At 40.7% G+C, this 25,353-nt stretch carries 31 protein-coding genes, 2 pseudogenes and 1 riboswitch; of the genes and pseudogenes, 20 read left to right on the plus strand and 13 right to left on the minus strand.

Features of this window, described 5'->3' with window-relative positions; genetic code table 11:
• The first annotated feature begins 155 nt into the window (after positions 1 to 155).
• The 3 genes from Q8G36_RS15045 (at position 156) to Q8G36_RS15055 (ending at position 887) form a co-directional block, all read left to right on the plus strand.
• Positions 156 to 407 (plus strand): hypothetical protein, encoded by a 252-nt coding sequence (locus Q8G36_RS15045; RefSeq protein WP_305161876.1) that lies wholly within the window; start codon positions 156 to 158, stop codon positions 405 to 407.
• A 100-nt stretch (positions 408 to 507) separates the two neighbouring features.
• On the plus strand, positions 508 to 735 hold the full coding sequence (locus tag Q8G36_RS15050; RefSeq protein WP_305161877.1) for a hypothetical protein: 228 nt from the start codon (positions 508 to 510) through the stop codon (positions 733 to 735).
• A 17-nt stretch (positions 736 to 752) separates the two neighbouring features.
• Positions 753 to 887 (plus strand): hypothetical protein, encoded by a 135-nt coding sequence (locus tag Q8G36_RS15055; protein WP_305161878.1) that lies wholly within the window; start codon positions 753 to 755, stop codon positions 885 to 887.
• A 129-nt stretch (positions 888 to 1,016) separates the two neighbouring features.
• Here the strand turns inward: Q8G36_RS15055 and Q8G36_RS15060 are convergent, their stop codons facing one another.
• Genes Q8G36_RS15060 through Q8G36_RS15070 form a run of 3 tightly spaced genes read right to left on the minus strand, consistent with a single transcriptional unit; the run spans position 1,017 to position 4,726 of the window.
• Positions 1,017 to 2,162 (minus strand): Ger(x)C family spore germination protein, encoded by a 1,146-nt coding sequence (locus tag Q8G36_RS15060; protein ID WP_305161879.1) that lies wholly within the window; start codon positions 2,160 to 2,162, stop codon positions 1,017 to 1,019.
• A gap of 4 nt (positions 2,163 to 2,166) precedes the next feature.
• Positions 2,167 to 3,645 carry a spore germination protein gene (locus Q8G36_RS15065; protein WP_305161915.1) on the minus strand — a complete coding sequence of 493 codons (1,479 nt, stop codon included), beginning with the start codon at positions 3,643 to 3,645 and terminating at the stop codon, positions 2,167 to 2,169.
• The gene (locus tag Q8G36_RS15070) at positions 3,626 to 4,726 is read right to left on the minus strand and encodes an endospore germination permease (RefSeq protein ID WP_305161880.1); all 1,101 of its coding nucleotides are present in this window, start codon (positions 4,724 to 4,726) and stop codon (positions 3,626 to 3,628) included. The genes Q8G36_RS15065 and Q8G36_RS15070 overlap by 20 nt, the downstream gene beginning before the upstream one ends.
• A gap of 322 nt (positions 4,727 to 5,048) precedes the next feature.
• On the opposite strand from Q8G36_RS15070, the gene Q8G36_RS15075 reads away from it, so the two are divergent.
• From Q8G36_RS15075 to Q8G36_RS15130, 12 genes and pseudogenes are all read left to right on the plus strand, one after another.
• Positions 5,049 to 5,567, plus strand: coding sequence for a YfiT family bacillithiol transferase (locus Q8G36_RS15075; protein WP_305161881.1), 519 nt, complete (start codon positions 5,049 to 5,051; stop codon positions 5,565 to 5,567).
• A gap of 36 nt (positions 5,568 to 5,603) precedes the next feature.
• Positions 5,604 to 6,116, plus strand: coding sequence for a GNAT family N-acetyltransferase (locus Q8G36_RS15080; RefSeq protein WP_305161882.1), 513 nt, complete (start codon positions 5,604 to 5,606; stop codon positions 6,114 to 6,116).
• Between the two features lie 23 nt (positions 6,117 to 6,139).
• Positions 6,140 to 6,625 (plus strand): SRPBCC family protein, encoded by a 486-nt coding sequence (locus Q8G36_RS15085; RefSeq protein ID WP_305161884.1) that lies wholly within the window; start codon positions 6,140 to 6,142, stop codon positions 6,623 to 6,625.
• Positions 6,626 to 7,247: 622 nt separating this feature from the next.
• Positions 7,248 to 7,648 (plus strand): annotated as a pseudogene (locus tag Q8G36_RS15090) (MFS transporter); the annotation flags it as partial.
• A 53-nt stretch (positions 7,649 to 7,701) separates the two neighbouring features.
• Positions 7,702 to 8,133: a methyl-accepting chemotaxis protein gene (locus Q8G36_RS15095; protein ID WP_305161886.1), complete on the plus strand. Its 432-nt coding sequence runs from the start codon at positions 7,702 to 7,704 to the stop codon at positions 8,131 to 8,133.
• Between the two features lie 451 nt (positions 8,134 to 8,584).
• On the plus strand, positions 8,585 to 8,800 hold the full coding sequence (locus Q8G36_RS15100; protein ID WP_305161887.1) for a hypothetical protein: 216 nt from the start codon (positions 8,585 to 8,587) through the stop codon (positions 8,798 to 8,800).
• Between the two features lie 782 nt (positions 8,801 to 9,582).
• Positions 9,583 to 10,764, plus strand: a complete 1,182-nt coding sequence (gene pgsB / locus Q8G36_RS15105; protein WP_305161888.1) for a poly-gamma-glutamate synthase PgsB — start codon at positions 9,583 to 9,585, stop codon at positions 10,762 to 10,764.
• A 15-nt stretch (positions 10,765 to 10,779) separates the two neighbouring features.
• Positions 10,780 to 11,229 (plus strand): poly-gamma-glutamate biosynthesis protein PgsC, encoded by a 450-nt coding sequence (gene pgsC, locus Q8G36_RS15110; protein WP_034309410.1) that lies wholly within the window; start codon positions 10,780 to 10,782, stop codon positions 11,227 to 11,229.
• Positions 11,230 to 11,239: 10 nt separating this feature from the next.
• Positions 11,240 to 12,541, plus strand: coding sequence for a CapA family protein (locus Q8G36_RS15115; protein ID WP_305161889.1), 1,302 nt, complete (start codon positions 11,240 to 11,242; stop codon positions 12,539 to 12,541).
• Positions 12,542 to 12,610: 69 nt separating this feature from the next.
• Positions 12,611 to 14,194: a gamma-glutamyltransferase family protein gene (locus Q8G36_RS15120; protein ID WP_305161890.1), complete on the plus strand. Its 1,584-nt coding sequence runs from the start codon at positions 12,611 to 12,613 to the stop codon at positions 14,192 to 14,194.
• 69 nt (positions 14,195 to 14,263) lie between these two features.
• The gene (locus Q8G36_RS15125) at positions 14,264 to 14,413 is read left to right on the plus strand and encodes a CapE family protein (protein WP_285847037.1); all 150 of its coding nucleotides are present in this window, start codon (positions 14,264 to 14,266) and stop codon (positions 14,411 to 14,413) included.
• A gap of 85 nt (positions 14,414 to 14,498) precedes the next feature.
• Positions 14,499 to 15,128: a poly-gamma-glutamate hydrolase family protein gene (locus tag Q8G36_RS15130; protein WP_305161891.1), complete on the plus strand. Its 630-nt coding sequence runs from the start codon at positions 14,499 to 14,501 to the stop codon at positions 15,126 to 15,128.
• 5 nt (positions 15,129 to 15,133) lie between these two features.
• On the opposite strand, the gene Q8G36_RS15135 is transcribed toward Q8G36_RS15130, so the two are convergent.
• Positions 15,134 to 16,336, minus strand: a complete 1,203-nt coding sequence (locus tag Q8G36_RS15135; RefSeq protein ID WP_305161892.1) for a C40 family peptidase — start codon at positions 16,334 to 16,336, stop codon at positions 15,134 to 15,136.
• Between the two features lie 390 nt (positions 16,337 to 16,726).
• Between Q8G36_RS15135 and Q8G36_RS15140 the strand changes: the two genes are divergently transcribed.
• Positions 16,727 to 17,008, plus strand: a complete 282-nt coding sequence (locus tag Q8G36_RS15140; protein ID WP_305161916.1) for a HesB/IscA family protein — start codon at positions 16,727 to 16,729, stop codon at positions 17,006 to 17,008.
• 582 nt (positions 17,009 to 17,590) lie between these two features.
• On the opposite strand, the gene Q8G36_RS15145 is transcribed toward Q8G36_RS15140, so the two are convergent.
• Together Q8G36_RS15145 and Q8G36_RS15150 are read right to left on the minus strand one after the other, a co-directional pair.
• On the minus strand, positions 17,591 to 17,773 hold the full coding sequence (locus Q8G36_RS15145) for a hypothetical protein (protein ID WP_305161893.1): 183 nt from the start codon (positions 17,771 to 17,773) through the stop codon (positions 17,591 to 17,593).
• Between the two features lie 234 nt (positions 17,774 to 18,007).
• Complete coding sequence (locus tag Q8G36_RS15150; RefSeq protein ID WP_305161894.1) at positions 18,008 to 18,526, minus strand: DJ-1/PfpI family protein; 519 nt, start codon at positions 18,524 to 18,526, stop codon at positions 18,008 to 18,010.
• A 143-nt stretch (positions 18,527 to 18,669) separates the two neighbouring features.
• Here Q8G36_RS15150 and Q8G36_RS15155 point away from each other — a divergent pair, with 143 nt between their 5' ends.
• Positions 18,670 to 19,065, plus strand: a complete 396-nt coding sequence (locus Q8G36_RS15155; protein ID WP_305161895.1) for a winged helix-turn-helix transcriptional regulator — start codon at positions 18,670 to 18,672, stop codon at positions 19,063 to 19,065.
• Positions 19,066 to 19,682: 617 nt separating this feature from the next.
• On the opposite strand, the gene Q8G36_RS15160 is transcribed toward Q8G36_RS15155, so the two are convergent.
• The 5 genes and pseudogenes from Q8G36_RS15160 to Q8G36_RS15180 form a co-directional block, all read right to left on the minus strand.
• On the minus strand, positions 19,683 to 19,880 hold the full coding sequence (locus tag Q8G36_RS15160; RefSeq protein WP_305161897.1) for a hypothetical protein: 198 nt from the start codon (positions 19,878 to 19,880) through the stop codon (positions 19,683 to 19,685).
• A gap of 112 nt (positions 19,881 to 19,992) precedes the next feature.
• Positions 19,993 to 20,850 (minus strand): annotated as a pseudogene (locus Q8G36_RS29295) (MFS transporter); the annotation flags it as partial.
• Positions 20,851 to 21,399, minus strand: a complete 549-nt coding sequence (locus Q8G36_RS29300) for a methyl-accepting chemotaxis protein (RefSeq protein ID WP_370694099.1) — start codon at positions 21,397 to 21,399, stop codon at positions 20,851 to 20,853. It abuts the pseudogene before it with no gap.
• Between the two features lie 22 nt (positions 21,400 to 21,421).
• On the minus strand, positions 21,422 to 21,706 hold the full coding sequence (locus tag Q8G36_RS15175; protein ID WP_305161898.1) for a hypothetical protein: 285 nt from the start codon (positions 21,704 to 21,706) through the stop codon (positions 21,422 to 21,424).
• A gap of 50 nt (positions 21,707 to 21,756) precedes the next feature.
• Positions 21,757 to 22,047: a CHASE3 domain-containing protein gene (locus Q8G36_RS15180; RefSeq protein ID WP_305161899.1), complete on the minus strand. Its 291-nt coding sequence runs from the start codon at positions 22,045 to 22,047 to the stop codon at positions 21,757 to 21,759.
• Positions 22,048 to 22,197: 150 nt separating this feature from the next.
• Positions 22,198 to 22,240: riboswitch (PreQ1 riboswitch) on the plus strand.
• A 55-nt stretch (positions 22,241 to 22,295) separates the two neighbouring features.
• Here Q8G36_RS15180 and queC point away from each other — a divergent pair.
• From queC to queE, 3 genes are read left to right on the plus strand one after another with little or no spacing between them, the layout of a single operon-like run.
• Positions 22,296 to 22,961 (plus strand): 7-cyano-7-deazaguanine synthase QueC, encoded by a 666-nt coding sequence (gene queC / locus Q8G36_RS15185; RefSeq protein WP_305161900.1) that lies wholly within the window; start codon positions 22,296 to 22,298, stop codon positions 22,959 to 22,961.
• Positions 22,961 to 23,431, plus strand: coding sequence for a 6-carboxytetrahydropterin synthase QueD (queD, locus tag Q8G36_RS15190; protein ID WP_076366231.1), 471 nt, complete (start codon positions 22,961 to 22,963; stop codon positions 23,429 to 23,431). Before queC ends, queD begins: the two co-directional genes overlap by 1 nt.
• Entirely contained in the window at positions 23,424 to 24,152 is a 729-nt protein-coding gene (queE, locus tag Q8G36_RS15195; protein WP_305161901.1) for a 7-carboxy-7-deazaguanine synthase QueE, read from the plus strand. Before queD ends, queE begins: the two co-directional genes overlap by 8 nt.
• A gap of 53 nt (positions 24,153 to 24,205) precedes the next feature.
• Here the strand turns inward: queE and Q8G36_RS15200 are convergent, their stop codons facing one another.
• Positions 24,206 to 24,553, minus strand: a complete 348-nt coding sequence (locus Q8G36_RS15200) for a DUF4260 domain-containing protein (RefSeq protein WP_305161902.1) — start codon at positions 24,551 to 24,553, stop codon at positions 24,206 to 24,208.
• 52 nt (positions 24,554 to 24,605) lie between these two features.
• Complete coding sequence (locus Q8G36_RS15205; RefSeq protein ID WP_305161903.1) at positions 24,606 to 25,175, minus strand: TetR/AcrR family transcriptional regulator; 570 nt, start codon at positions 25,173 to 25,175, stop codon at positions 24,606 to 24,608.
• Positions 25,176 to 25,353: the final 178 nt, after the last annotated feature.

Raw genomic sequence — 25,353 nt, forward strand, 5'->3', positions numbered from 1 at the left:
CAAATTCCGGACAGTATTTTCCAGCACCAAAAATAGGATGGAGCTCAAAAAGCCACCATCCTGATTTTTTCATCATGTAGAGGGCTATTAAAACCAAGTTGAACAGTAAACTCATGGATTATAAGCGTTTATTCGTCGAATGTAGCAGCAAACTCATGAGATATCAGCGTTTACTCGTGAATTTGAAGCAAATACTCGTGAATTTAGTCGATTTACTCGTGAATTTGGAGCAAATACTCGTGAGATTGGCCGATTTACTCGTGAAAGGAGCAATACATATTGGATGTAGCAGCAACCTCATGATATATAGGCGTTTACTCGTGAGTTTGGAGCAAATACTCGTGAGATTGGCCGATTTACTCGTGAAAGGAGCAAATACTCATAAGAATGCAGCAGCGAACTCATGAGATATCAGCGTTTACTCGTGAATTTGGAGCAAATACTCGTGAGATTGGCCGATTTACTCGTGAAAGGAGCAAATACTCATAAGAATGCAGCAGCGAACTCATGAGATATCAGCGTTTACTCGTGAATTTGAAGCAAATACTCGTGAGTTTAATCGATTTACTCGTGAAAATGAAGCAAATACTCGTGAGTTTGGTCGATTTACTCGTGAATGGTGCAATACTAATAGAATGTAGCACCAAACTCATGAGATATCAGCGTTTACTCGTGAATTTAAAGCAAATACTCGTGAATTTAGTCGATTTACTCGTGAAAGGTGCATACTCATAGAATGTAGCAGCAACCTCATGATATATCAACGTTTACTCGTGAATTTGAAGCAAATACTCGTGATTTTGACCGATTTACTCGTGAGTTTGAAGCAAATACTCGTGAGTTTAGCCGATTTACTCGTGAATGGTGCAATACTCATAAGAATGTAGCAGCAACCTCACGAGATATAAGCGTTTACTCGTGAGTTTGAAGCAAATACTCGTGAGTTTGGCCGATTTACCCGTGAAAGGAGCATTATCAAATATAATTGGGCACTAAAATCACAAACCAAAACTTCTTTACTCCAGTGGTTTAGCTTCTAATCCGCCTGTGTTAAGGATGTGTACCTTTACGTTTATATCATGTATTGAATCCTTATCTAAGTAATCATTCGGATCTTTTATATGATTCTTTTGCCAGTATTTTGTCTCTTTAATATAAAGGATTTTACCTAAGCTTAAAGGGTCTGCGTTCTTTTGAATCCCACTCTTGAAGGTTGTTTGGATTTCTTTTTTTATTTCATTTTCGAATTTTCGTTTAATCTTATCGATATTCATTTGTGTATCAAGTCCAAGTATATTACCTGATACGTCAATTTCAATATCGAATTTGTACTTTCCATCCTTGAGAACAGGTTTTACTTTATGGTGTGGATGGGAGAAAGATGCATAGATGTCTTGCTTATTCATGTTAATGTTAACTGGAGTTTTGTTGGTCCTTTTAGTGAGCCAGCGTATACCGCTCAGTTCCTTTTCAGAGAACCAAGGCTGGGACACTTTATAGTAAATGACAAATGCACCATCCATATAGAGGCTTTTTCGATTTTTATCTTTTTCTTTCCAAACTTTATCGTTCCAAGAAATCGAGGGTAAGATGGTTGTAGATGCTTTTTCCCGCTGATTGGAATAATACCTTTGGACTGTAATGGGTTCAATGTATGATCTGTTCCGATAGACATCTTCTGGTAAATATAATGTCGTGTATAAAGGCGATAAATTAAAATAACCATTGATGGAGAAAAGCTCATCCATGGAACTTTTTGTGGCAAAGATATTGGCTGAATACCTAAGTAATTGGTTTCTGTAAATATAATCCACTATTTCTGTACTTTGCTGCTTCAAAACATTTTCACTGATTACGAATGTGGAAATATGCCCTATATAGAGAGACTGTTGAGTATTGCGCATTAGTTTATTAATGGCGATCGAGATGGAACGGCCTTTTTGTTTCCCTACATATACGGGAGGTGTTTGAGTGGGCTTTGCCTCCGTTTTTGCTACCGCAGAGAAGTCTACAAGTTGCGTATAAACAATGTATTCCCCATCTTTGAAGTCTATCCCGATGGCGGTAATATAATGAAAGTCCTGGATCGTTTTTTCATCCCAGCAGCCTGAAAGTAAAAGGAATAGAGGGATGGTTAATAAAATTTTGCAGATGCGGAACATGGCCTTACTGCCCCTTTCTGGTCTTATCATCAGCCGCCAAGGATCGTTTGCTAATGGAATTCCAGGGTCTCTTTATGAATGAATCCAAGATTTTTGTGATTCTTGGCGGGTTTATTCCGCCAATATATGAAACCCCGAATGAATCTAGCCTGGATAGTAAAGTGACGATGGAAAGGAAACCGATTATCAAGCCGTAGATTCCATAAATGCAGCTAAGTAACAACACAAACATGCGCAAAATCGTTACGGCACCTGTTAAAGACTGGTTTACAAGTGTATAAGATGCGACAGAGGTTACGGCAGTAACCACAAGCATGGTTTGTGAAGTCAGCCCTGCCCTTATTGCGGCATCACCGACAATGAGACCGCCTACAACTGCAACTGTCTGTCCAACCGCTTTAGGTAACCTGACTCCGGATTCACGGAATAATTCAAATAAAAGGAGCATGAGAATGAATTCCATGGTGGCGGATAAGGGAAGTCCCAACCTCGAAAGGGTTATGGTAGCCAGCAAAGGAAACGGCACCTGTTCAATGTTGAAAGCGGAAATGGATATCCAAAACCCCGGCAATAAAACGGTAATGCCAAGCCCCATAAAGCGAAGAAGTCGCTCAAGGCTTACAAATAGATAAGGGAGATTCGAATCCTCTGCAGTTTTTATTTGCAATAGTAATGTAGAAGGAGCCACGATTACCGTTGGCATACCATCAACAATTAGAATGAATCTTCCTTGATTGAGTGCTTCCACTACAAAATCAGGGCGACTCGTATAATGAGTGAGTGGAAATATACTATATTTACTGTTGGTGATCAATTCCTCCAATTGTTGGCTGCTCACCAATATATCAATATCAATGGAGTTGATTTTTGACCTTGCATTTTTAACAAGTTCTTTATTGATGATGTCATCCATGTACATCAGTGCGACTTTCGTTTGACTGCGCCTGCCAACGATAAAGTCTTCATGGGAAAGCGATTTGGTTTTTAGCCGCTTTCTGATTAAAGCTGTATTGATGGATATGTCTTCGACAAATCCATCTCTTGGCCCCCTTACAGAGACCTCGAAGGAAGACTCCTCAGGCTGCCTGTTCGGAACATTGGACAAATTTATGGAAAATAACTCTTGGGTTGATGGTATGAATAATAAGGCATTCCCGGAGAAAATCAGCTGTTGGACGCTATTGAATTCACTATCAATGGTTACTTTCGTCAAATCTATCAATGGTTTTAGCTTGTTGATTGCTTCTTCTTCATCGATTCTCTCATCCAATTCCATCATCTTGTTTAACCTTTCCAAAATTCCCTCGTTCAATAAACTGATATCGGCCATACCCGAGCAATAAAAAATAAGGACAGGAATGGGTCTTTCGGTCTCTCCGATATAAATCGTATCAAACTTGATATCTGAGCTTGAACTGAATAACTCCCGAAATGTCTCCTCCCTTAATTCAGGCAGGGTTGGTTCATTTTTTGATCGTTTCATTCTCACTTCGTTTACCCTCCTTAGAACTAATGAAAGTGCCGATAAACAAAAAGGCGGACAAAAGTAACAGGAAATAAAAAGCGCCAGGATAGTAGAATGTCTGACTTACATGCAAGAACTTGAAATTACTGTAGGGTACGATGGAGATGACTACCATGAGAAAGCCTACAGCGAAAAGTATTCCGACCTTCATTTGGTTCGTTTTTCTATTAAAGACTTCCGTTATTAAGAATAATGCCAGTGAAACACGGATATAGGCACCAGCAAGCCATTGATAAATGGAAAAGAAATCTGTATGTTCGATATATTTTCCAATTGTCAGCAACCGCCATTGTTCATAGGCGGGGTACCTCATGGCTTCTGCTAAGGTCGGCCCGAACTCAGCGAGTGCAGCTGTTAATGGGCCCAAAAGTAGAAACACTAAACCGAGACATAAGAAAACCAATGTTTTCCGACTAATCGTATCCGAAAGTTTTTCCTGAAAAAAGGCGATTAAAATCAGTTCGGTAAGGCCATAACCAGAATATTGAAAGGTTTTAACGCCATGAAAATAGCCATTCTCGAAAAGGGGAAGGAGGTGGCTGTAGTCTTTTGTCGGTATATTTCCGGTAGCAACGAAAATGCCAAGAATGACGACAATTGGCAATAATACAGAAGAGCAAATGGCGATGGAGCGCATACCAGAATGGGCAAGGAAGATGCATAGCAGTGTAAACGGAATGATAATCGCTAAACTTGGGGTTTCGAAAAGAAAGCTTGTAGTGATCCAATCAACTGTTTCCTTTGTGGTGGCCAATACAAGGCTGATCAGATAAATCACTATAAAGAATAAAACGATATTTTTAATATGTTTCCCAAATCTATTTTCAAGCCAATCCGTCAGGGATTGATTATTCATATTCTTGATTATTCTCGATAATATATAGACCCAAATCGGTATCAATCCAATAGTGAGGATAGAAAAAAACCAAGAATCCCTTCCGCCGGTTGATAAAAGGAAAGGGATCAAAATAACGTGATTAAGAAGGCCGATTGATAAAAAGAAGATACTAAGGGTTTGTATCGAACTAATTTTTTTCAAGATGATCCTATCCCCCATTTCCATTGTTTAAAATTGGATTGATGCATATGCCATTCTTTTGTTATGGTTGCTAAATGTGGAAATAGTATACGTGCTAATGATATGGATTAATATAATTCATTCTTACGGAGGGATTTTCATTAGTGAAATATTAAAATAAATTAACCGGGCTATAAGCGGTAGGTGAATGAATAGGAAAAGCATCATGATCCCAGTTAAATTGCAAAACAAAGAATTGCCGGTAAAAAGGATTTGTCTCAATCGATAAAGAATATAGAATATTTATGGTGCTATTTTTATAGAACATCAAGGGGGAATGAAGATGGATTTAAGATACCCGGTTGGAAAGTTTCAGTTTGACGCGGAAATTACTAGTGGTGTAGCCGAAGGGTGGATCAACGAGATTGAAGCTTTGCCTCGGATGCTGCGGGAAGCGGTAGGTAACATGGATGATGAACAGCTTGATACAGCTTATCGTCCTGGAGGATGGACGGTCCGCCAAGTGGTGCATCATGTTGCCGATAGTCATATGAATGCGTATATTCGTTTTAAATTGGCCCTTACGGAAGAAAGTCCGGTCATTAAACCGTACGAGGAGGCGCAATGGGCGGAGCTGCCTGATTATGATTTGCCGATTGAAGTTTCTCTATCACTAATCGAAAGTGTACATATCCGAATGTGCAAACTTTTATCGGACCTTCATGCAGACGACATGAGCCGAACATTCATCCATCCTGAATCAGGAGAGGTGACTGTCGGTGAAAATATAGGCATTTATGCATGGCACGGACGCCATCATCTGGCTCATATTACTTCTTTATCAAAGCGCCAGGGATGGTGAATATAAATAAATAGCTCCTGAAAGGTTGTGATTACTGTGAATGCTGAGGTGAAAATCGAACAATTAACATCAATCGAATACCATCTTAATGAACTTTCGGAACTTTTGCTGCAAGTGGTGGATGATGGCGCGTCCATTGGTTTTTTACCTCCCATGAAACAGTCTGAGGCGATTGATTATTGGGATAGTGCCATAAATCCTGATGTGATTCTATTTGTCGCTAAATTAAAGGGTGAGATAGTCGGGAGTGTACAGTTACATTTATCTTCAAAGCGAAACGGCGGCCATCGTGCGGAAATCGCAAAATTAATGACGCATACTGGTTATAGACGAAATGGAATAGGACGTTCACTCATGCTAGAGGCTGAGAAGAGGGCCAAGCAGGAGGGACGGACATTATTGGTCCTGGATACAAGGGAAGGGGATCCTTCTAACTCCCTGTATACTTCATTGGGATATATTCAGGCAGGCAGGATTCCTGATTATGCTAAATCTGCAAATGGTGAATTCCATCCGACCATTTTTTATTATAAAAATAAGATCGGGTAACGAATTGAAATGGGGGAATCTAAGTGCAAGCTGTAATCGAAAAGGAAGGTAATGGGATTATCGCAAGATTCGATCGCCTGCTCAATCATTCTGCGGAAAAGGTATGGGGTGCTTTAACGGAGAATGATAAGGTGGAAAAGTGGATGTCCAACCTGGAAATGAAGGACCTTCGAAAAGGCGGGACCATAAAATTCAATTTCAATGATGGGTCAGGGGAATCTTTTGATATGAAGATAAGGGATTTCCGGAAATCTGCCGTTTTAGATTTTGAATGGGGGGACGGCTGGGTTCGTTTCGAGGTATCCCCTGAAAAGGATGGATGCTCATTAGTATTGAAAGAATCCATCACGCCAGTTAATGAGCATACATCAAAAGATTTGGCAGGCTGGCATGTTTGCCTCGATATGTTGAGTGATTTACTTGATGGTCATCATCAGGACTTCCCAATGGATGAATGGGAAAAATGGCATAAGGAATATATAGCCGCCGTCAAACGAATTGATGGATGAATGGAATGCAGGTGTATACATAAGACGGCCTTAAACCGAAGTGATGCTTCTGCTATGAAGGAAGTACTTTATTGATATTCCAGTTGGTGCCATGTAAGATGGCTTTAACTTTTAAGAAATGGAGGTTTTCCTTGTGACATTTATCAGACTTCGTTTCCAATCTTTGAACCGTTAATTGAATACGTTCAAGGGCTCTGCATGTCCGCAGGGTAAATGGGAATGGTCTGTCTATTTTTAAGGAAACCTTCATTTTACGCTTTTGAGAAAAAAGAGGAGACGATTTCTACCTCTTTTTTTGCTGTCCAGCTGAATCCGCGGCAACCTTTGTGGATCAAAGGTTTTCGCTAAGCCAGTTAATCTTATAAATACGCATCCAAGGAGGTCATTTTGGATACGTGTAAATGGGTGGATTCTCCGTATTGACCAAACTGAAGTCTAGGGGGAGATTACTTTTTATCGTGAAAATAATCATGCTCTCAGGTTTCTTTAGATAGGTTCTGAGCCATTTACTCTAAACACAGGCAGATAGCCTGTGTTTTTTTTAGGGCATTAAGAAAAAAATATTGAAAATAGAAGGAGGTGTTTGAGAAATGAAATCATTAAATGAACAAATAAAGGACAATTGGAAAAGAATATCACTCTTTTTCTAGGCAGTCAGACCATATCCCTCTTTGGTTCGTCCTTGGTTCAGTATGCCATCATGTGGTATATCACGTTGAATACACAGTCGGGTGTCATGATGACGATATCCATCGTGCCTACCTTTATACTCTCCCCAATCGCGGGGGTATGGGCAGACCGCTATAATCGGAAGATGCTGATCATTCTTTCGGATCATTGATTGCCATTTCAACGCTGATATTGGCCATCTTGTTTTTAATCGGTTACGATGAGCTTTGGCTGCTTTTCGTCATGTCCGCTGTCCGGGCGATCGGAACTGGAATCCAGACTCCTGCAGTCGGGGCCATTCTTCCGCAACTTGTGCCAGAGGATAAGCTTACGAAGGTGAACGGGACAAATGGAAAAGCCGCTCGTGCTGGTGAACATGGAAGGGCTTTGCCGTCGTCGCCGATGAAGTGCGGAAACTCGCTGAAGAAGTCACACGTTCCGTTGGGGATATCACCAATATTGTCTCCGCGATTCGAACAGGTTCAAAAACAGTCGTCCACACCTTGGAAGATGGTTATACACAAGTGGATGAAGGTACGAAACAGATCACGTTCACAGACCGAACCTTTGAAACATTCATTCACTCTGTCGGGAATATAGAAATGAAAATACAGCATATTACAGATGAATTGAACTATATCTCCACAAATAGCAAAAAAATCAATCAGGCTATCGAAGATATTGCAGCCGTTTCTGAAGAGTCCGCGGCAGGAATCGAACAAGTCTCCGCCTCCGCTCAGCAATCCAGCTCTTCAATGGATGAAATCACGAATCATGCCAGTGAACTTGCATCTTCGGCAGAACTGCTGACTGAACAAGTTAAGAAATTCCAATTATGACTCTAGCGATTTCCCGTCACATGAATGCGGGAAATTGTTTTTTTCCCTCCCATCATAAGGGAAGTTTCATTTTCGTATATTTGGGGAATAAATAATTATATACAATAATAAACCATTAAAAAGCAAATCTATCAAAAGCGGCTGGAATTGAATATTTTCCTTTATTTTCAGAATATTTAGTGTATAATGAATATAAGGAATATTTTAACTTAAATAATCATTGCTTCCAATACCCGCTTTCTGCTAATCCCGACATTCCCTTTCAACACCATGCACGGTCACTTATACTCAGCAAGGATCCATTACATGCTATCTCTCGAATCAAACCGTTCACAACTTTATTCACACAAAAACACAATTCTCACTCCAAATTTATAAAAAAAGGGTAAACTTCACAAATGATATGTTACTATTAAACTAAGACCTTTTAACCCCATAAGGAGGAATTCATATGAAACGTTTTTTCAAATTCATCGCAGATTTTAACGAAAGAAAAGCATTGGAACGGGAAACCAAAGAATTCTTTCGCAAAGAATACGATAATTATATGAAGATGAATCCTGACAATCAACGAAAAAAAAGGAGATTAGCTCCTAGATTTTATGTGATTGATGGCGGTAAAAAGGACTCCACCCTTGAGATTTCTGACAGAAAGAAATCCAGTTAACCTGATTCCTTCATAATCAGCTACCAATGCTGTAGCTCAAGAAAACGATAAATCCCCAAGATAAATGGAAATTCTTGACCATTCCATTCATTTACAATATATAAGCCGAAAGCTCAGATATACTTCTGAGCTTTTTTTATTTTCATTCTTCCATTAACACTATATCTATAGAAGAAACTAGGTATTTTTTAAAAAAATGGATTAACTTTAGTTTATTTCATGTTTCAGGTAAAAGATCAATTATAGACCCATGGGTATTCCCGAGGGAAAAACCGGAAAATATAAAAAAAAAAGGGATGTGTTCTTTTACTCATCTTTGTCCATATTCCAAAGAGTTCAACTAATTGAGTCGATAGATGCAATATCTCACATTAAATGACAAATGCATAAAAATTGTTGCGTTTATGTCAAATAATAGGTATAAACAATCAATAAACTGTAATAAACCTCACTTTTAAAAACAATTATTATTCAAACATAGACAGTATGAATTAGGTTCAAATACTCATAAAACCACTTTGATTCTGACTAAAAGGGTGCTTTATTAAACTTTCCATAATTTAGTGTAAATAAACCGGGGATTCCCTCGATTCCCATCCATATCTTTGTACTCATAAAACAATTTACCCCATTAGATACTATTACACTCAAATATACATTTATTTGAAAAAGCTGATAATAACTATATTACGATAGAATAATTGGCTCTTGCCTATTAAGTTTAAAATCATGTAGTGTGTATTCAGTAATTCAAATATTTGAAAAAAAGAGAGGTTAAAAAAATGGCACCAATATTTATTTGTGCGATCTTTTTGCTTGGCTATGGCATTTTTGAACAAAAACGCCATCAGAAGCGTCTCGACTCCATCCCGGTACGTGTGAATGTGAATGGGATTCGAGGGAAATCGACTGTAACGCGTCTAATTACAGGTGTGATCCAGGAAGCAAAATACAAAACAGTAGGTAAAACAACCGGAACGTCAGCAAGAATGATCTATTGGTTTACCGACAAGGAAAAACCGATTGTACGCCGCCCGGAAGGACCCAACATAGGAGAACAACGGCGTGTAGTTAAAGAAGTTGCCGATTTAGGCACGGAAGCACTCGTTTGTGAATGCATGGCCGTTCAGCCTGACTATCAACTAATCTTCCAAAACAAAATGATCCAAGCAAACATTGGGGTCATCGTGAATGTATTGGAAGACCATATGGATGTCATGGGACCGACTATGGATGAGGTTGCTGAAGCTTTCACTGCTACCATTCCCTATAATGGTCACTTAATAACCATCGAAAGTGAATATTTGGACTTTTTCAAACAAATCGCCAAAGAACGCAACACAAAAGTGATCGTTTCAGATAATTCAAGAATTTCCGAAGATTTCTTACGCGAATTCGACTATATGGTATTTCCGGATAACGCATCACTGGCCTTGGCTGTTGCGGAAGCTTTGGGAATTGATGAAAAAACAGCTTTCCGCGGCATGTTGAATGCACATCCCGATCCAGGGGCCATGCGGATCACCAAATTCGGAGATCGCATCCAGCCAACTTTCTTTGTCAATGGCTTTGCTGCAAACGACGCGGCATCGACGCTGAACATCTGGGATCGTGTCAAAACGTTCGGATACAGTACAGAACCTCCTATCGTCATCATGAACTGCCGTGCAGACCGTGTGGACCGTACCGAGCAGTTTGCTAGAGATGTATTACCGTACATAAAATCCGAAATCGTCATTGCCATTGGTGAAACTACATCACCAATCACGAAGGTATTCGAGCAAGGTAAATTGGATACTAAAGAATATTGGGATTTAGAAAACTGGTCAACTGAAGAAATCGTGGCCCGTCTCCGCCCATTGATGAAAAATCGCATCGTCTACGGTGTCGGGAATATTCACGGTGCAGCGGAACCATTAATTGAAGCATTCATGAAATCTAAAACAAAGCAAAAAGCAAGTTAAGTAGGAGGAACCTTAATGTTTGGATCGGATTTATATGTAGCCCTAGTACTGGGAGTAACGCTTAGCCTTATATTTTCAGAAAAGACGGGTGTCGTACCCGCAGGACTTATCGTGCCAGGTTATTTGGCATTAGTATTTGACCAATGGGAAATCATGCTTACCATCTTGATCATTAGTGTCGTAACTTATTTAATCGTCACTCACGGCCTTTCAAGATGGGTGATTTTATATGGAAGAAGAAAATTCGCAGCCATGATGGTGACCGGGATTTGCTTGAAACTCCTATTGGACTTAGTCTACCCCGTCATGCCATTTGAAATATTCGAGTTTCGGGGAATCGGTATAATCGTACCTGGATTGATAGCGAATACCATACAAAGACAAGGAATGCCATTGACACTTGGCAGCACGCTTTTATTATCCGGCATAACATTCGGTTTAATGAACGTGTACTACCTATTCTGAGGTGCAAAAAATGAAACGGACTTTAAATGCAAAAGAAAAAACACTTATCTTTATTAAACGCACGAAGAAAAAGAATCTTAAATACACTGGAATCATACTACCTATATTACTAATCGCTTTAGTCATTACCACTTGGATGGGACGGGCTGAGGAAGTGAAAACAGTCGCATCAAAATCCGATCAACCATTGACGATGACAATGGTCGGTGATGTGATGATGGGACGTTATGTTGAAGAAGTGACGGAAAAGCACGGGTATGAATACCTCTTCCGTTATATGAAGCCCTATTTTGACAATTCGGATTATGTCAGTGGGAATTATGAACATACTGCTTTAAAAGCAGAGGTATCTAACTACAAGGAAGCAGATACGCCCATCCGGTTAAACTCCAATACTAGTGGTGTTCAAGCCGTTAAAGATGCTGGCTTCTCTGTGATGTCTTTGGCCAATAACCATATGATGGACTATGAAGAACAAGGACTTCTTGACACGATTGATGAATTCAAAAGTACGGATATGCACTATGTCGGTGTCGGATCGAACAATACGGAAGCTAAAAATAGCATCGACTATGCGGATGTTAATGGCGTACGTGTCGCAACACTTGGCTTCACAGATGTTTACGGGAAGGATGCCGTGTCAAAAAGTGATAAAGCCGGCTTATTGAACTCCAACCCTGATTTATTATTTGAAATGATCGGCAAAGCAAGGAATGCCAAGCAAGGCAACGCAGACTTGGTTGTGGTGAATATGCACTGGGGACAAGAGTATTCAACATCTACAACCGCACGTCAAAAAGACTTGGCAAAAGCTATCATCGATGCGGGGGCTGACATCATCATCGGCCATCACCCCCATGTGCTTCAATCGTTTGATGTTTATAAAGATGGAATCATATTCTATAGCTTAGGAAACTTCATTTTTGATCAAGGCTGGACACGCACAAAAGATTCAGCTATGGTACAATACCATTTAGCGGAAGACGGAAAAGCTAAAATCGATGTCGTTCCACTGCAAATTGAAGAAGCAACACCAAGGCCAGCTACCTCTTCAATCGACAAATCACGTGTTTACCGTCAGTTGACGAAGGAAACGAGTGAAAAAGCTCAATGGTTGAAAAAAGAGGATCGCATTGAGATTACCTTGGATCACAAGAAGGTAATCGACCATAAGGCTCAACGTGAGCTAGAAGAAAAAGCAGCACAAGCTGCGAAAGCTGCGAAGGCTGCGAAGGCTGCGAAAGCTGCGAAAGCTGCACAAGAGAAAAAAGAAGTACAAGCTACACAACAGAACATACAGCCCATTCAGTAAGGAACGATTGGATACTACTATGTGAAAAGAGAAACAACTTAGGAGCACAACGAAAAGGGGGATCAACCGATGATTAACCGTATGACGAGAAAAGTGATTATATCCCTTAGCATGTTCATATATATTGCTGGATGTTCGAAGACACCCCCTATTTCTGACACGAATGAACCGATAGATAGTAAAAACGCTCAATCATATGGGGTTAGTTCTTCAAACCCAATCGCAATAGATGTCGGGATGGATATATTGGAAAACGGCGGAACGGCGGCGGATGCCGCCATTGCCGTATCTTATGTATTAGGTGTAGTTGAACCTTATGGATCTGGAGTGGGTGGCGGCGGCGGTATGCTGATTGCCCCGGAATCCGGCGATCCCAATTTTATCGATTATCGTGAATCCTCTCCGGAAGACCCGAGTTCAAGACACGATACAGGGATTCCAGGCTTAGTGGCTGGCATGCAGGTTATAAGTGATAAGTATGGGAGCGTACCAATGGCAGATCTTCTTCAGCCGGCGATAGAGTTGGCTGAAGGCGGATTTGAAGTCAACAAATCGTTATCATCACGCTTAGAAGCAGCTCAGCCAAGGATATCTTCCGATGCGACTTCACTTTTTTATCCTGATGGTGATGCCATTGTACCTGGCAAAACCCTCGTCCAAGAAAGACTTGCTGAAACTTTGAAGCAGATTCAAAAAGAAGGTCCTGATGGTTTTTATAAAGGGGAAATTGCGCGAGATATTAAAAGAGAATCAGATATCGACTTGAAGGATTTAAAGCGCTATGAGGTGAAAGAACATAAGCCGGTCCAAGGAACATTTGCCGGTTATGATGTTTTTACCGCCCCTCCACCCTTTTCAGGAATTACAGTTCTTGAAATGTTAAAGCTAGCCGAGGAAATGAACCTAGGCGATTCTTCAAGCAAATCAGCTTATATGAAAGTCTTGGGGGGCATCACAGATACTGCTTATCAAGATCGGTCCGACCACATTGGAGATGGAATAAGTCACTCTAAGGCGGAAAAATTGCTCTCCCCCATTCACTTGGACAATCTTAAAAGTAAGATCAAAAGTGAAAAATGGGAAGATAAAGAATCGAATGGCTCCGAAGAACATGAAAGTACGACACACTTTGTGATAATGGACAAGTATGGCACTGTCGTTTCCGCAACAAATACGCTCAGTAACTTTTTCGGATCTGGTGATTATACGAATGGATTTTTCCTTAACGATCAATTGAAAAATTTCCGGTCCGGCTTGAACTCTCAAGAGGCATATAAACGGTCAAGAACTTTCACCGCTCCTACCATTCTCAAGAAACCAGGGCAGGAATCGATCGGGATCGGTTCACCAGGCGGTGATAGGATTCCGCAAGTATTGATGCAGGTCCTTTATTCTTATACAGAGAATGAAGGCTCATTTCAGGATATCGTCGACCGTAATCGGTTCGTCTTTGATGGAAAGAAGATTTATACGGAATCCAGGCTTTCGGATGAAGTGATATCCAACTTGGAAGATTCAGGATATGAAGTCATCCAGAAGGTTTCCCCCATGTATTATGGCGGTGTTCAAGTTCTCGTTAAAAACGAGAAAAATGGACGATTATCCGGAGCTGGGGATAAAAGGAGAAATGGAAGCTGGAAAGCTCAGCAATAAAAGTGCAATCCAGCCCCTCCTTTTCTAAATATCATATGAATTTTATCGATGTATAAGGGGATTTGGAATATGAATATCATAAAAAAAATAACAAGCTGGGTTATACCTGTTCTTCTTGTAGCAGGCCTGCTTGTGACCATGAATACGTTTAAACGGACAGAAACTTTAACACCCGACGAGCAAAAGAAAATTGAACAATATACGACTGTCGAAAAGTAAAAAAAGCTGGGGCATCCCCGCTTTTTTTATTTTTGCCTTCAACGGTATGGAAGATTAAAATACACCACAGATACGGAGGATAACCATGATTAAAAATAACTATACTGATTTTTTTGAACTGCAGCAAAATGAACAAGAATACCTTGATTACCGCATCATCGTACATCACAGGGATCCTGATATTGCAGTTCTAGCCATACATGGCGGGAATATCGAACCGGGTACTAGCGAGATTGCAGCCGCACTTGGAGAGAGACTTTGTGCAAGCACCTATCTATTCGAAGGACTTAAACCAAGGGGCAACAAGGTCCTCCATATAACATCCCGCTTGTTCAATGAACCGATCGGCGTTTCAATGGCAGCAAACGCACAGACCACCCTTTCCATCCATGGCCACTACGACGTACATAATGCGCTGGTTTACATTGGCGGAAGGAACGAACCCTATAAGAACCTGATTCAGCAATACCTCAACAAAGCTGGATTTCAAACTGATCATGCACCGCAGCACCTTTCAGGCATGAAAGGAAACAACATCACTAACACATCCAAAGCGGGTGCAGGCGTGCAATTGGAACTTTCCACAAAACTTAGAAAAAGCTTTTTCAAAGGTGATGACTTTACTAGTAAGAATAGGGTCAATCCATGTGATCTTTTTAAACGGTTCGTTACTGCCATTGAAAAAGCGACTCTAGCATATAAAAAGATTGAATGATCTTCTTAGTCGATGAGGCTTTCAACTTGACCAAAGCTTTCGAATTTCTCGGCAAAATAACCTGACGAAAGATTGGAGATATGAACGCCTGTGTTTTCCGTTGTATGGAGAAAACGGCCATCACCTAGATAAATACCTACATGGGTCACACCTAGCCTTGTTCCTGTGTCGCTAAAAAACACTAAATCCCCTGCCTTTGGATTTTCGATTTTGGGCACCAATGAGAAGTAATCCGCTGAGGAACCTCGTTTTACTGAAAGGCCCTGCTCCTTCATGACCCAATAAATGAAGCCGCTGCAATCCATTCCGATCATCGGGTCTTCTCCCCCGAAAACATAGGTGAATCCGCGTAAAGTATATCCATACTTGATGACATCATATGCTTTATCATATGCAGCCTCCTGGTTTACATAAAACGGATATAACGGGTTGCTGTATAGTTGAAGATACTGCCCTTGCATCAACTCATCCGTACTTAAGGCGTTACGACTTTTGATCGTACTCATGGAAATGCTGTATTTCTCCGATATACTATTAAGCGTTTCTCCCCTTTGGACGATATGCTCTCCTTTAGGCGTGTATGTTTTGTACGCCACTTGGTATTTTGCAAAGTAATCTTCTGTAGTGGATCTCACCTGAACCGTTTCTGCACCATATCCAGAATTGACAAATTGGTTTTCGCCGACATAAATACCCGCAGTCACGACTTTTAAGCTGTCTTTTTCCAGAAAGAATATAATATCCCCCGTTTTCGGAGTGGATGTATCCATCCCTTGCTTATAAAAACCATCCACTGTCAAACGGTCGACCGGCACCTTTTGCTGGGAAAGCACCCAATGAATCAATCCACTCGAATCAAACCCTTTTTCAGGGGTCTCCTCTCCAGCTGTCTTTTTAAACCCTATAAAAGATTTCGCATAGTTTGCAATTTTTTTCCCTCTCTCCGACCATTGGTAGATGGAAGGAGTATACGGCGTTTGAATGATTGTCAACTTTTGGCCCGCAAATAACTTATTATCCGGTAAACCATTCGTTTCCATTAATTGCTCAGCCGATATATCATATGTCTTGGCAATCGATTCTACCGTTTCGCCAGTGATTACAGTATGCACAGGATCTGCAGCCTCGGCCTTTAAGCTAGGTAAAAAGGTGGAACTAACCATGAATACCAATATAAGTATCATGTATCTTATTTTTCCATTAAACATTCTAACCCTTCCTTTATATGCTTAAATATTTTTAATTTACTAAATTCCATCATATGAATCTTCTATCCTATTACCCACCCAAACGAATGCGCCTTAGTGCTCACCAAAACAATATTATCGACGAACCAAACGAAACCTTTAGCCTGCTTTTACAAAAAAACCATCAGTCTGAGTCAATAAAACACCTTGAAAATAAACCATTATTCCCACATTATTAAATTTTACCTAATCGAGATAAGTTGAAATCGAAGAGTTCTAAAGGATTTTATTTTTTTGTGCAGAATGGGTAAAGGTAGATTAGAGGAATCCCAGTCATGATGAAGTCGTGCATATACGGCTTGCCCTATTTATGAAGAGGATAACGATATAGGAGTGAACATTTTGATAAAAATGACAGAGAAAGCCCAGCAGGCAATTAAAGATATGCAGCATAGTTTGGGAGGGGAAACGTATTTGAGGTTTGGCATAAACAGACCTTGCTGTAACCAGATGAACTATACATTAACCTTGGCAATCTCTAAAAAGGAGCACGAGGAAATACTGATTTTACATGATATAAAAATATTGATCGACCCATCGGACTCCCATTTTACAGATCAAACGGAAATTGATTTCGAAGGCGATGGATTTTTGATCAGGAACCCGAATCCATTGGTATCAACCATCATCTAGCTGAAGAAAATAAAGGAAAAGCTAAATGGCATTCCCCTCGATTCTATGAATCTATGGCAAGCTTCAAAAAAACATTATCCATTGGCTGTCGTAACTCAACCAAGTTGTTTTCCGCTTTTTAAGGACGCCATGTTTACATCAACTTGAGAGATTTTTAATCTAGTAATCTATCTCTGTACTCAGATTGAATCTATGGACATGCAGCAATGGAAAATACAAAAACTGCTGTCCATTGAACAACATTAGAATATCCGTGCTACTTGTCCGATTCCTATATATTATTCCCCTTTGTAAAAAAAGCATGGATACTTGACCCGTTCCTCTAAATTGTACTTTTGTACTTCTAGTGATTTTGTCCACTAAAGAGAGCTGCCCCGTTCAACGAGTCAGGGTTTGGTGCCTTCAGAATGATATGGCAATAGAAAGAGAAACCACTCACTTAGTGGCTTCCCCTTTTGCAACGCTTATGTTTTCCGTCCCTCTAATTCTTTATCTGGAATTCCCCCAGCGTATGCTCCAAATCATTTATTAACTGTGTGTAAGCTGCTGTGTATATTTAGCAAGTTCATTGGATGAAGCGTCTTATTCCTCCATCGATGATGTAACTTCTTCTGATGAAGCTGCCGTTTGCTGAGATCCGAAAGTGATTTCTTCTATCACTTTAATAACCATTTCTTTTTGTTGATTGATGCTTTCAATGGATCGTGTTTCTTCCTGAATCGAATTGGATATCCTCCCGACGGAATCCTCCACAATTGCCAACATAGGATAAAATTATAGACCTAAAGACATCATTTCATTAAAATAATCCCATCGTTTCAAATGATGCTAAAAATGCTCTATAATCAAGCCATTTTCGCTTAATTTGCATCCTTCATTCTGTTCCAAAAAAACCACTATTTCCGTCACTGGATATGTACGAAAAATCAAAAAACCCTTGGATTGTATGGAATCCAAGGGTTTCATGTGGGGAATAATAGGGTTAGCAGAAAACGAGATTTAGCGTAATGCTGCGGCTAAGCTTTCTCCGAATTCTTTTGCACCATCCGGACCATCAGCTGTGATGATATCATCATGAGCAACGACATGCTGTTTTGCATATTCAACGGAATTGGCTTTCAATTCGTCAATTTGAACATCAACTGGGTAACAAGCAGCTTTGCGGCCAGAAAGTAAGCCCGTTTTCGCTACAGTAACAGAACCTGCACAAATTCCCGTTACAAGAACTTTTTGCTCATGCGCTTGTTTCAAAAAGCTTTGCAATTCTTGGTTGCCCCATAGATGATCATTCGTACCAGATCCCCCAATAACAGCAACTGCATCATAATCACTTGCCGAAACATCAGAATAGATTGCCTCAGCCAGCGCCTTGCCTTGATAGTCCCCAGTTATTTCACCTGTTTTCGTACTGGCTATCGTTACTGCCACTCCTGCATTTTCCAAAACTTCTTTCGGCTGAAATAATTCATCTTCATTAAAACGTTCTGGTGGTATAATTAGTAATGCTTTTTTACTCATATATATTGCCTCCTGATAAATGAATTGTATTGTCTGATGACTACTTAAATTGTAACGCTGGTAATCGGCGCTGTGAAGAATGCACTTTTATGTGCGGAGGTTACCTTAAGGTTACTGGTAAAATAAAAAAGGAGCTAATGTCCATGTCAGAAACATTAAGAGATGAAATCAAAGAAAAGATCATAAACGGCTATTATAATTGCGAAAAAGAACTTACTTTATCCATATTCAGCGGCAAATGGAAAATCGTCATTCTATGGCATTTAGGTGTAGAAGGCCCACACCGATTCAGTGATCTCCAAAGGCTTTTACCAAAAATCTCCCATAAAATCTTAACGAATCAATTACGTGAACTTATGGAAGACGGCGTCGTCCACCGGGAGGTATATCCCGAGATCCCTCCAAAAGTCGAATATTCCATGACTGACCTTGGAATGACCTTACTGCCGATCGTTGAAATGATGTATGAGTGGGGAAAAAACAGAATGAATGAAATTAAACAAGAAATGCATGTCAGTGAAAATGATGCGAAAAACTAATGCATTCGTGGTCCCGAAAAACAAAGTCAGTTTAAAACGTTGATTGGAACCTAGGGCACTCGCTTTCCGGGGGCGGAGGGCGCCCTCGGCGCCTTTGCGCCTGCGGGGTCTCCCTTGGACACGCTTTTCCCGCAGGAGTCTCGCACCCCGTTCCAATCAACTTTGTTTTAAAATTCAGATAGAACACGAAAAACTGTAGACCGACAATAGAATATGTCGGTCACAGTTTGTTACAACATGGGGCGGAATGGTCTCATCCCAAATCCCTTTCTCGGTTTCCCCACGGGAATGATCACCAATTACTTGTAACAAGACTTGGTTATATTCCATGATTTTTTTATTCTTTATATGGGATAAAACCCTCATTGGATTAAAGAAATTGGCGAAACTCCTGCCGAATAACTGGCTAGCCAAGACCCCACAGACGAGGCTTGGCAGACAGTCGGCGGAAAGGGAGCGGATTTCTGAAATCAACTGGAACGTTTTTTAAATAAAAAACTGCAGGCAAACTCGCTTTTCTTCAAGTTTGTCTACAGTCTGGGTCCGACAATAGAATATGTCGGTCTTTTGGTTTCGAAACTGATCATTTCCATGAAAAGGAAAGATGTTAACTCATTTTACTTTTTATCCGGCTTGGTGAATTGCTGACCAATTGCACCTATTATTAAAATGATGATCGAAATGAGATTGTAGTCCTTAAAAAAGGTCGTAAATGGAATATCCAGAAATAAAAATGCCATCGTAAGCAGTCGTCCTAACAGTAGAATCATTCCGATAACTACCATCCAATTAAATACTTTCCCCAAAAATCCCATCTTTTCCTCTTTATCAATCTATGATGACCTTCATGGTATTACCATTCTACAAAAATAAATAACTGGAGGGCTGCCAAATATCCAATTCCCTTTGATATTCATAATATCCATATCAGCCGGAACACCGCCCAGGCCCCAGTCCTTCATCTTGACATGGGCGTTCTGTGTACCCGCGGGCATCTTTCGAGATCGGTTTTCCGGCTTCGATCAACACTTTGCTGCCCAGTAGGAAAAAACCTTGAATGAACAGCAATAACCCAGTTCCTATAAGCAGCCATTCTATTTTAATGATGTCGGATATCGGTCCGAATACAAGCATTCCCAGCGGCATCATCGAAGTCGAGATCATTCCTAAAACACCAAAAACCCTCCCAAGAAGATCACCCTCGACCTTTTCCTGTAACAAGACCGTGGACGGCGTATTAAAGATCGGCATCGCCAATCCGACTACCCCCATGATGATCAAGTAAATCCAGAAAACGGAGATGATTCCAAGAGCGAAAGTACAGGCACCAATTATAAGGCTCGCAAGTGTCATCGTATGGATCTTGTTATTAAAGCCTCCCCAGGAAGCCATGAAAATCCCGCCTAGCATCATACCGATGGCAAAAGTGATTTCTATCGCAGTCAACCGCCAAACATCATTCCCGAAAGAGCGTGTGACCTGAAGCGGTGTAAGAAATGCAACAGGTGCGGCAAGCACGAAGAAAAATGCGAAAAATATAAAGAACTTTTTTAGAAAGTCGTGATTCCTGATATAGCTGAATCCTTCTTTCAAATCGGTGAAATAGCTGGTTGTTTGCTCTTTTAATGCCTTCGCATGTGCTGGTATTTTCAAAAATGTCAGCAATGTGAAGATGGCAATTGCAGCTGTAATCACATCAATGAAGAAAATGGTTTCGATTGAAGCCATCGTAAGCAGCGCGCCGCTCACCATGGGGGAAACGAGCATCACTAGCGCTTGAATGCTTCATATGGCTGCATTCAGCGCCAATAGATTGGTTTGATTGGATATATCCTTGATGACCTGCACAAGCTGCGAAATTTGCTGTGATTGAGAATCGAGACCTTTCACTTGCTCTACGTCATTTTTGACAATCCCATCAATACTTTGCATCTGTTGGACCGAATTGCGCATTAAAGTGGTGCCCTCCTTGGTCAAGGAAAGGATTTCGGATGAACTTTTAGCTACATCCACTCCTTCTATGTGGGCCAGCTCGATCCTGCCGGTGAAATCATCCATCATACGAACCATTTCAGCTGCTCGGTTGGCTTGTGACTCCGAACCTTCCGAAAGTTCATACATCGTAGTCGCTATTTGTTTGCTGCCCTGCTGCACTTCATTTGCTGATTGAGTCAGATCCTCGCTTTGACTGGAAACGGATTGCGATACAACGAGCATTTTTTCGATCGTATCACGAAGATTTTTCTGCATTTGGTTGGCGGATACCGTTAATTCGCCCCATTCATCATTTGACTTTTGCTCCAGGGGCTCATGATTCAGCTCTCCGTCAGCCACCATTCTCATCCTGTCCCTAATTTTAAGGAGGGGGGGTGGTAATGAGGTTGGCAGTAACAAACGCCAGCACAAGGCCGATAAGGACTGCCACAATGGATATGATGATACTTGTCGTCTTAACCGATTTCCCGCTTGCGATGACGGTTTCACCTGAAGCGACAATCAATTCCTCACGTTCCGAAGCAAGCTCCTTGAAACCCTCCATTACTTCATTGCTGATTGGTGCCACTTCATTTTTGAGTATCTCTTTAGCGCGTTCTTCATTTCCATTTTCATATTGTGTAAATACCCGGTCTACAATCATCATCCTCCAATCCACGCTTTTCTCGATCAATTCCTTTGCTTTATCAGAATCGCTTATGGCCAGGAGATTACCTGGATGACCTGGCTTTCTTCGGTATATTGTAAGAACCTTTCTTTATAGCTCTCGTCACCATATAGAATATAGGTTCTGGCGAATGCGGTCCTTTGTGCTAGGTTATATAGCAGCTTTTCATCTTGGATAAGAAGCGGAAGTTCCCTTTCGATGATATCTTGGGAATGTACAAGTGATTTGTTGCTGCTATAAATATTGAATGCTCCTAAGTTGACACATAAAGATATAATGAGTGAAAATGCCACCATTACCTTTCCTTTAATGCTTTTCAAATTAATGGACCCCTTTATCGATATTTTATTCACTCTTTTTTATCGGATAGATTTTCCATCAGGTCTAATATTCACTAAATATAAACATCTTGATTTCTTATCGTTTTCAAGTTACTATTGACTTGGAAAAATATAATATTCCGCGTTATGGCGGAAGAGGTTCTAGCTACCCTCTCAAAAAAACTAAGGAGAAACAGTGCTCTATTCTTAGGGTGCTGTTTTTTTCCGTAAAAAGGAGTTTTATAGAAATGAAGAAGAAAGAAAAGGCAGTGGTTGTGTTTAGCGGAGGTCAGGACAGTACGACGTGCCTGTTCTGGGCATTGGAGAGATTTGAGGAAGTGGAAGCGGTGACGTTCGATTATAATCAGCGGCATAGCTTGGAAATCGAATGCGCTCAAAACATTGCCAAGGAATTGGGCGTGAACCATCATATCCTTGACATGTCGCTGCTGAACCAACTGGCACCGAATGCATTGACGAGAAGTGATATTGCGGTGGCGGACGGAGAAGACGGGGAATTGCCGTCGACGTTCGTCCCAGGGAGGAATTTGCTGTTCCTTTCGTTTGCCGGAGTGCTGGCGAGTCAGATTGGCGCTAAACATATTGTCACCGGTGTCTGTGAAACGGATTTCAGCGGATATCCTGACTGCCGCGATGTTTTCATTAAATCGTTGAATGTGACCTTGAACTTGTCGATGGACCAGTCATTCTTGATTGATACGCCGCTAATGTGGCTTAATAAAGAGGAAACATGGGAGCTTGCGGATCAGCTTGGCGCATTCGACTTTGTCCGCGAAAAGACCCTGACTTGCTATAACGGAATCATCTCCGACGGCTGTGGAGATTGTCCGGCATGTAATCTGCGGAAAAAAGGACTGGATGACTATGTAAGCAGACGGAAGGTGCTTTCATGATGTACGGTTTTACTATAGTGGATAAACTCCAAAAAATAGATGAAGATATTCAGCGCAGCCAATTGAAGTATACAAACAAGAGGGTTCTCGTCAGTAAGGAATTCACCTTTGATGCGGCGCACCATCTGCATGACTATGAAGGAAAATGCAAGAACCTGCATGGCCATACGTATAAGGTCATTTTCGGATTGAGCGGGTATACAGATTCACGCGGGTTGATGATAGATTTTGGGGACATCAAGGATATATGGAAAAATGAAATTGAAATCCACCTGGATCACCGTTATTTGAATGAAACCCTGCCGCTCATGAATACAACAGCTGAAAATATGGTTGTCTGGATTTATGAAAAAATGGCCGAAGCCCTTTCTTTAAAAGAATATGAGGGTGCTAGAGTCGAATTTGTTCGACTATACGAAACGCCGACAAGCTATGCCGAAGCCAGACGGGAGTGGATGGAAAGTGAGTAAACTCCCGGTTATGGAAATCTTCGGACCGACCATTCAAGGAGAGGGAATGGTCATTGGTCAAAAAACCATGTTCGTTCGGACGGCCGGCTGCGATTATTCCTGTGCCTGGTGTGATTCCGCTTTTACTTGGGATGGCACCGGTAAGGAAGATACCGTCCAGATGACTGCCGAAGAAATATGGGATGAGCTGAAGCGAATTGGGGGTTCCGGTTTTTCCTTCGTGACGATATCAGGCGGAAACCCGGCACTGCTGAAAAACCTAAACGGCTTGATAGAAATCTTACATGAAAATAAAATGAAAATAGGTGTCGAAACCCAAGGGAGCCGATGGCAGGATTGGTTTCTCGATATTGATGAACTGACTATTTCACCTAAACCGCCGAGCTCTAGAATGAACACGGACTTTACGGTGCTCGACCAAATCATCTCGAACCTTGCCAATCGAAATCCTGAAAACCATGTCTCATTGAAGATCGTCGTCTTTAACGAGGAAGATTATCAATATGCCAAACATGTACATGGACGCTACCCGGATATTCCTTTTTATCTGCAGGTCGGCAATGACGACAGCAGGACGGCGGATGATCGTCAATTGATCAGCGGTCTTTTGAAGAAGTACGAAGAGTTAATTGATAAAGTGATAGAAGATGATGAATTGAATGATGTGAAAGTGCTGCCCCAGCTGCATACCTATATATGGGGCAACAAGCGGGGCGTGTAAAGAAAAGAGAGCAGGAGGCAGTGTGTACGTAATCACACTGCCTTTTAAGCTTATTACAACCTTTGAATGTGTGTAGCTTTGAAGGAGGTTGTGTATTTAAGTCCATACCCAAATAAGCGATCCATTCCAATATGCGCTGTCCAAATTAAACCAATCATCATCAATGCATCCGACTTTAGAAAAATGGCAAGCAAAATCATGAAGATGGACAGGGTATAAGTATGAAATAAGTTATAAACCTTTGCTCCAATCTTATCATTGATCAGATAGGCCATCATGGAGAAATCAGGAGACATGATCAATAAAAGGAAAATCCACCAGCTGAATTCATATAACGAATAGATGTAAATCATCGCTAAAAGGACCATGAGTCCTTCAATATGAAGGAATTTCTTTACCATGTTAAAACCTCCTGAAGTTTAATTGACCACTGGTCAATAATGTTCAAAAAAATTATATGATGTTTCTGATGATATTTTTTACATGAAAATAAGCTAAACCTTCTACATCTTGATAAGATAGTTCAGAATTAATATAAAAAGTTATGAATCCGTGAAGAGAAAGAAAAATCGACCACATGGATGCAGGGTTCAGTTTGTTGTCCGTTAGATCCGTAAGGGACTGGATTAGCTTTTCGTATGTTTTATTAGAATCGAATTGAAGTAACTGCTGAATTTCTTTTTCCTTCGATAAAAACATGATGGAATAGTGATTCTGTCGGGTTAAACCAAACTCTAAGAAGCACAATAAAATCTTTTCCATTTTTAGAGAAGGGTCATTTTCCGACATGATGATATCATCGATTAAAGTATTTAAAACGGAAAAATCCGTTTTTACCAAACTATAAAATATTTCTGCCTTATTTTTAAAATGATAATAAATGGCTCCATGGCTGCAATCCAATGATTTAGCCAATTGCCTCATTGAGACATTCGAATACCCTACCGTTGCAAAAAGGTTTCTGGCTTCATTCAAGACCATGTCCCTGGACAATTCTTTACCTGCCGATTTCCTTGGCGACATCTTGTTGCCTCCTTATTTATTGACCACTGGTTAATTAGGATGATAACTCACTGATTTTCAAATGTCAATTATTAGATCAACTTATAAAGTTCTGTTTTTTAAGTGGAAATTTGCCATTTGTTGAAGCGTAATTTCACCTATGTTGAAAAGGGGGGATTCAGGACATGGCAGCGTTTGA

This window comes from Peribacillus frigoritolerans (assembly GCF_030676415.1).
GTDB classification, from domain to species: domain Bacteria; phylum Bacillota; class Bacilli; order Bacillales; family DSM-1321; genus Peribacillus; species Peribacillus frigoritolerans_A.

Coding starts and splice junctions, on each gene's coding strand:
- Q8G36_RS15045 (WP_305161876.1), top strand. CDS start 156: ATGAGATATCAGCGTTTACTCGTGAATTTGAAGCAAATACTCGTGAAT.
- Q8G36_RS15050 (WP_305161877.1), top strand. CDS start 508: ATGAGATATCAGCGTTTACTCGTGAATTTGAAGCAAATACTCGTGAGT.
- Q8G36_RS15055 (WP_305161878.1), top strand. CDS start 753: ATGATATATCAACGTTTACTCGTGAATTTGAAGCAAATACTCGTGATT.
- Q8G36_RS15060 (WP_305161879.1), bottom strand. CDS start 2,162: ATGTTCCGCATCTGCAAAATTTTATTAACCATCCCTCTATTCCTTTTA.
- Q8G36_RS15065 (WP_305161915.1), bottom strand. CDS start 3,645: ATGAAACGATCAAAAAATGAACCAACCCTGCCTGAATTAAGGGAGGAG.
- Q8G36_RS15075 (WP_305161881.1), top strand. CDS start 5,049: ATGGATTTAAGATACCCGGTTGGAAAGTTTCAGTTTGACGCGGAAATT.
- Q8G36_RS15100 (WP_305161887.1), top strand. CDS start 8,585: ATGAAACGTTTTTTCAAATTCATCGCAGATTTTAACGAAAGAAAAGCA.
- pgsB (WP_305161888.1), top strand. CDS start 9,583: ATGGCACCAATATTTATTTGTGCGATCTTTTTGCTTGGCTATGGCATT.
- pgsC (WP_034309410.1), top strand. CDS start 10,780: ATGTTTGGATCGGATTTATATGTAGCCCTAGTACTGGGAGTAACGCTT.
- Q8G36_RS15115 (WP_305161889.1), top strand. CDS start 11,240: ATGAAACGGACTTTAAATGCAAAAGAAAAAACACTTATCTTTATTAAA.
- Q8G36_RS15120 (WP_305161890.1), top strand. CDS start 12,611: ATGATTAACCGTATGACGAGAAAAGTGATTATATCCCTTAGCATGTTC.
- Q8G36_RS15125 (WP_285847037.1), top strand. CDS start 14,264: ATGAATATCATAAAAAAAATAACAAGCTGGGTTATACCTGTTCTTCTT.
- Q8G36_RS15130 (WP_305161891.1), top strand. CDS start 14,499: ATGATTAAAAATAACTATACTGATTTTTTTGAACTGCAGCAAAATGAA.
- Q8G36_RS15135 (WP_305161892.1), bottom strand. CDS start 16,336: ATGTTTAATGGAAAAATAAGATACATGATACTTATATTGGTATTCATG.
- Q8G36_RS15140 (WP_305161916.1), top strand. CDS start 16,727: ATGACAGAGAAAGCCCAGCAGGCAATTAAAGATATGCAGCATAGTTTG.
- Q8G36_RS15145 (WP_305161893.1), bottom strand. CDS start 17,773: ATGTTGGCAATTGTGGAGGATTCCGTCGGGAGGATATCCAATTCGATT.
- Q8G36_RS15150 (WP_305161894.1), bottom strand. CDS start 18,526: ATGAGTAAAAAAGCATTACTAATTATACCACCAGAACGTTTTAATGAA.
- Q8G36_RS15155 (WP_305161895.1), top strand. CDS start 18,670: ATGTCAGAAACATTAAGAGATGAAATCAAAGAAAAGATCATAAACGGC.
- Q8G36_RS15160 (WP_305161897.1), bottom strand. CDS start 19,880: ATGGGATTTTTGGGGAAAGTATTTAATTGGATGGTAGTTATCGGAATG.
- Q8G36_RS15175 (WP_305161898.1), bottom strand. CDS start 21,706: ATGATGATTGTAGACCGGGTATTTACACAATATGAAAATGGAAATGAA.
- queC (WP_305161900.1), top strand. CDS start 22,296: ATGAAGAAGAAAGAAAAGGCAGTGGTTGTGTTTAGCGGAGGTCAGGAC.
- queD (WP_076366231.1), top strand. CDS start 22,961: ATGTACGGTTTTACTATAGTGGATAAACTCCAAAAAATAGATGAAGAT.
- Q8G36_RS15200 (WP_305161902.1), bottom strand. CDS start 24,553: ATGGTAAAGAAATTCCTTCATATTGAAGGACTCATGGTCCTTTTAGCG.
- Q8G36_RS15205 (WP_305161903.1), bottom strand. CDS start 25,175: ATGTCGCCAAGGAAATCGGCAGGTAAAGAATTGTCCAGGGACATGGTC.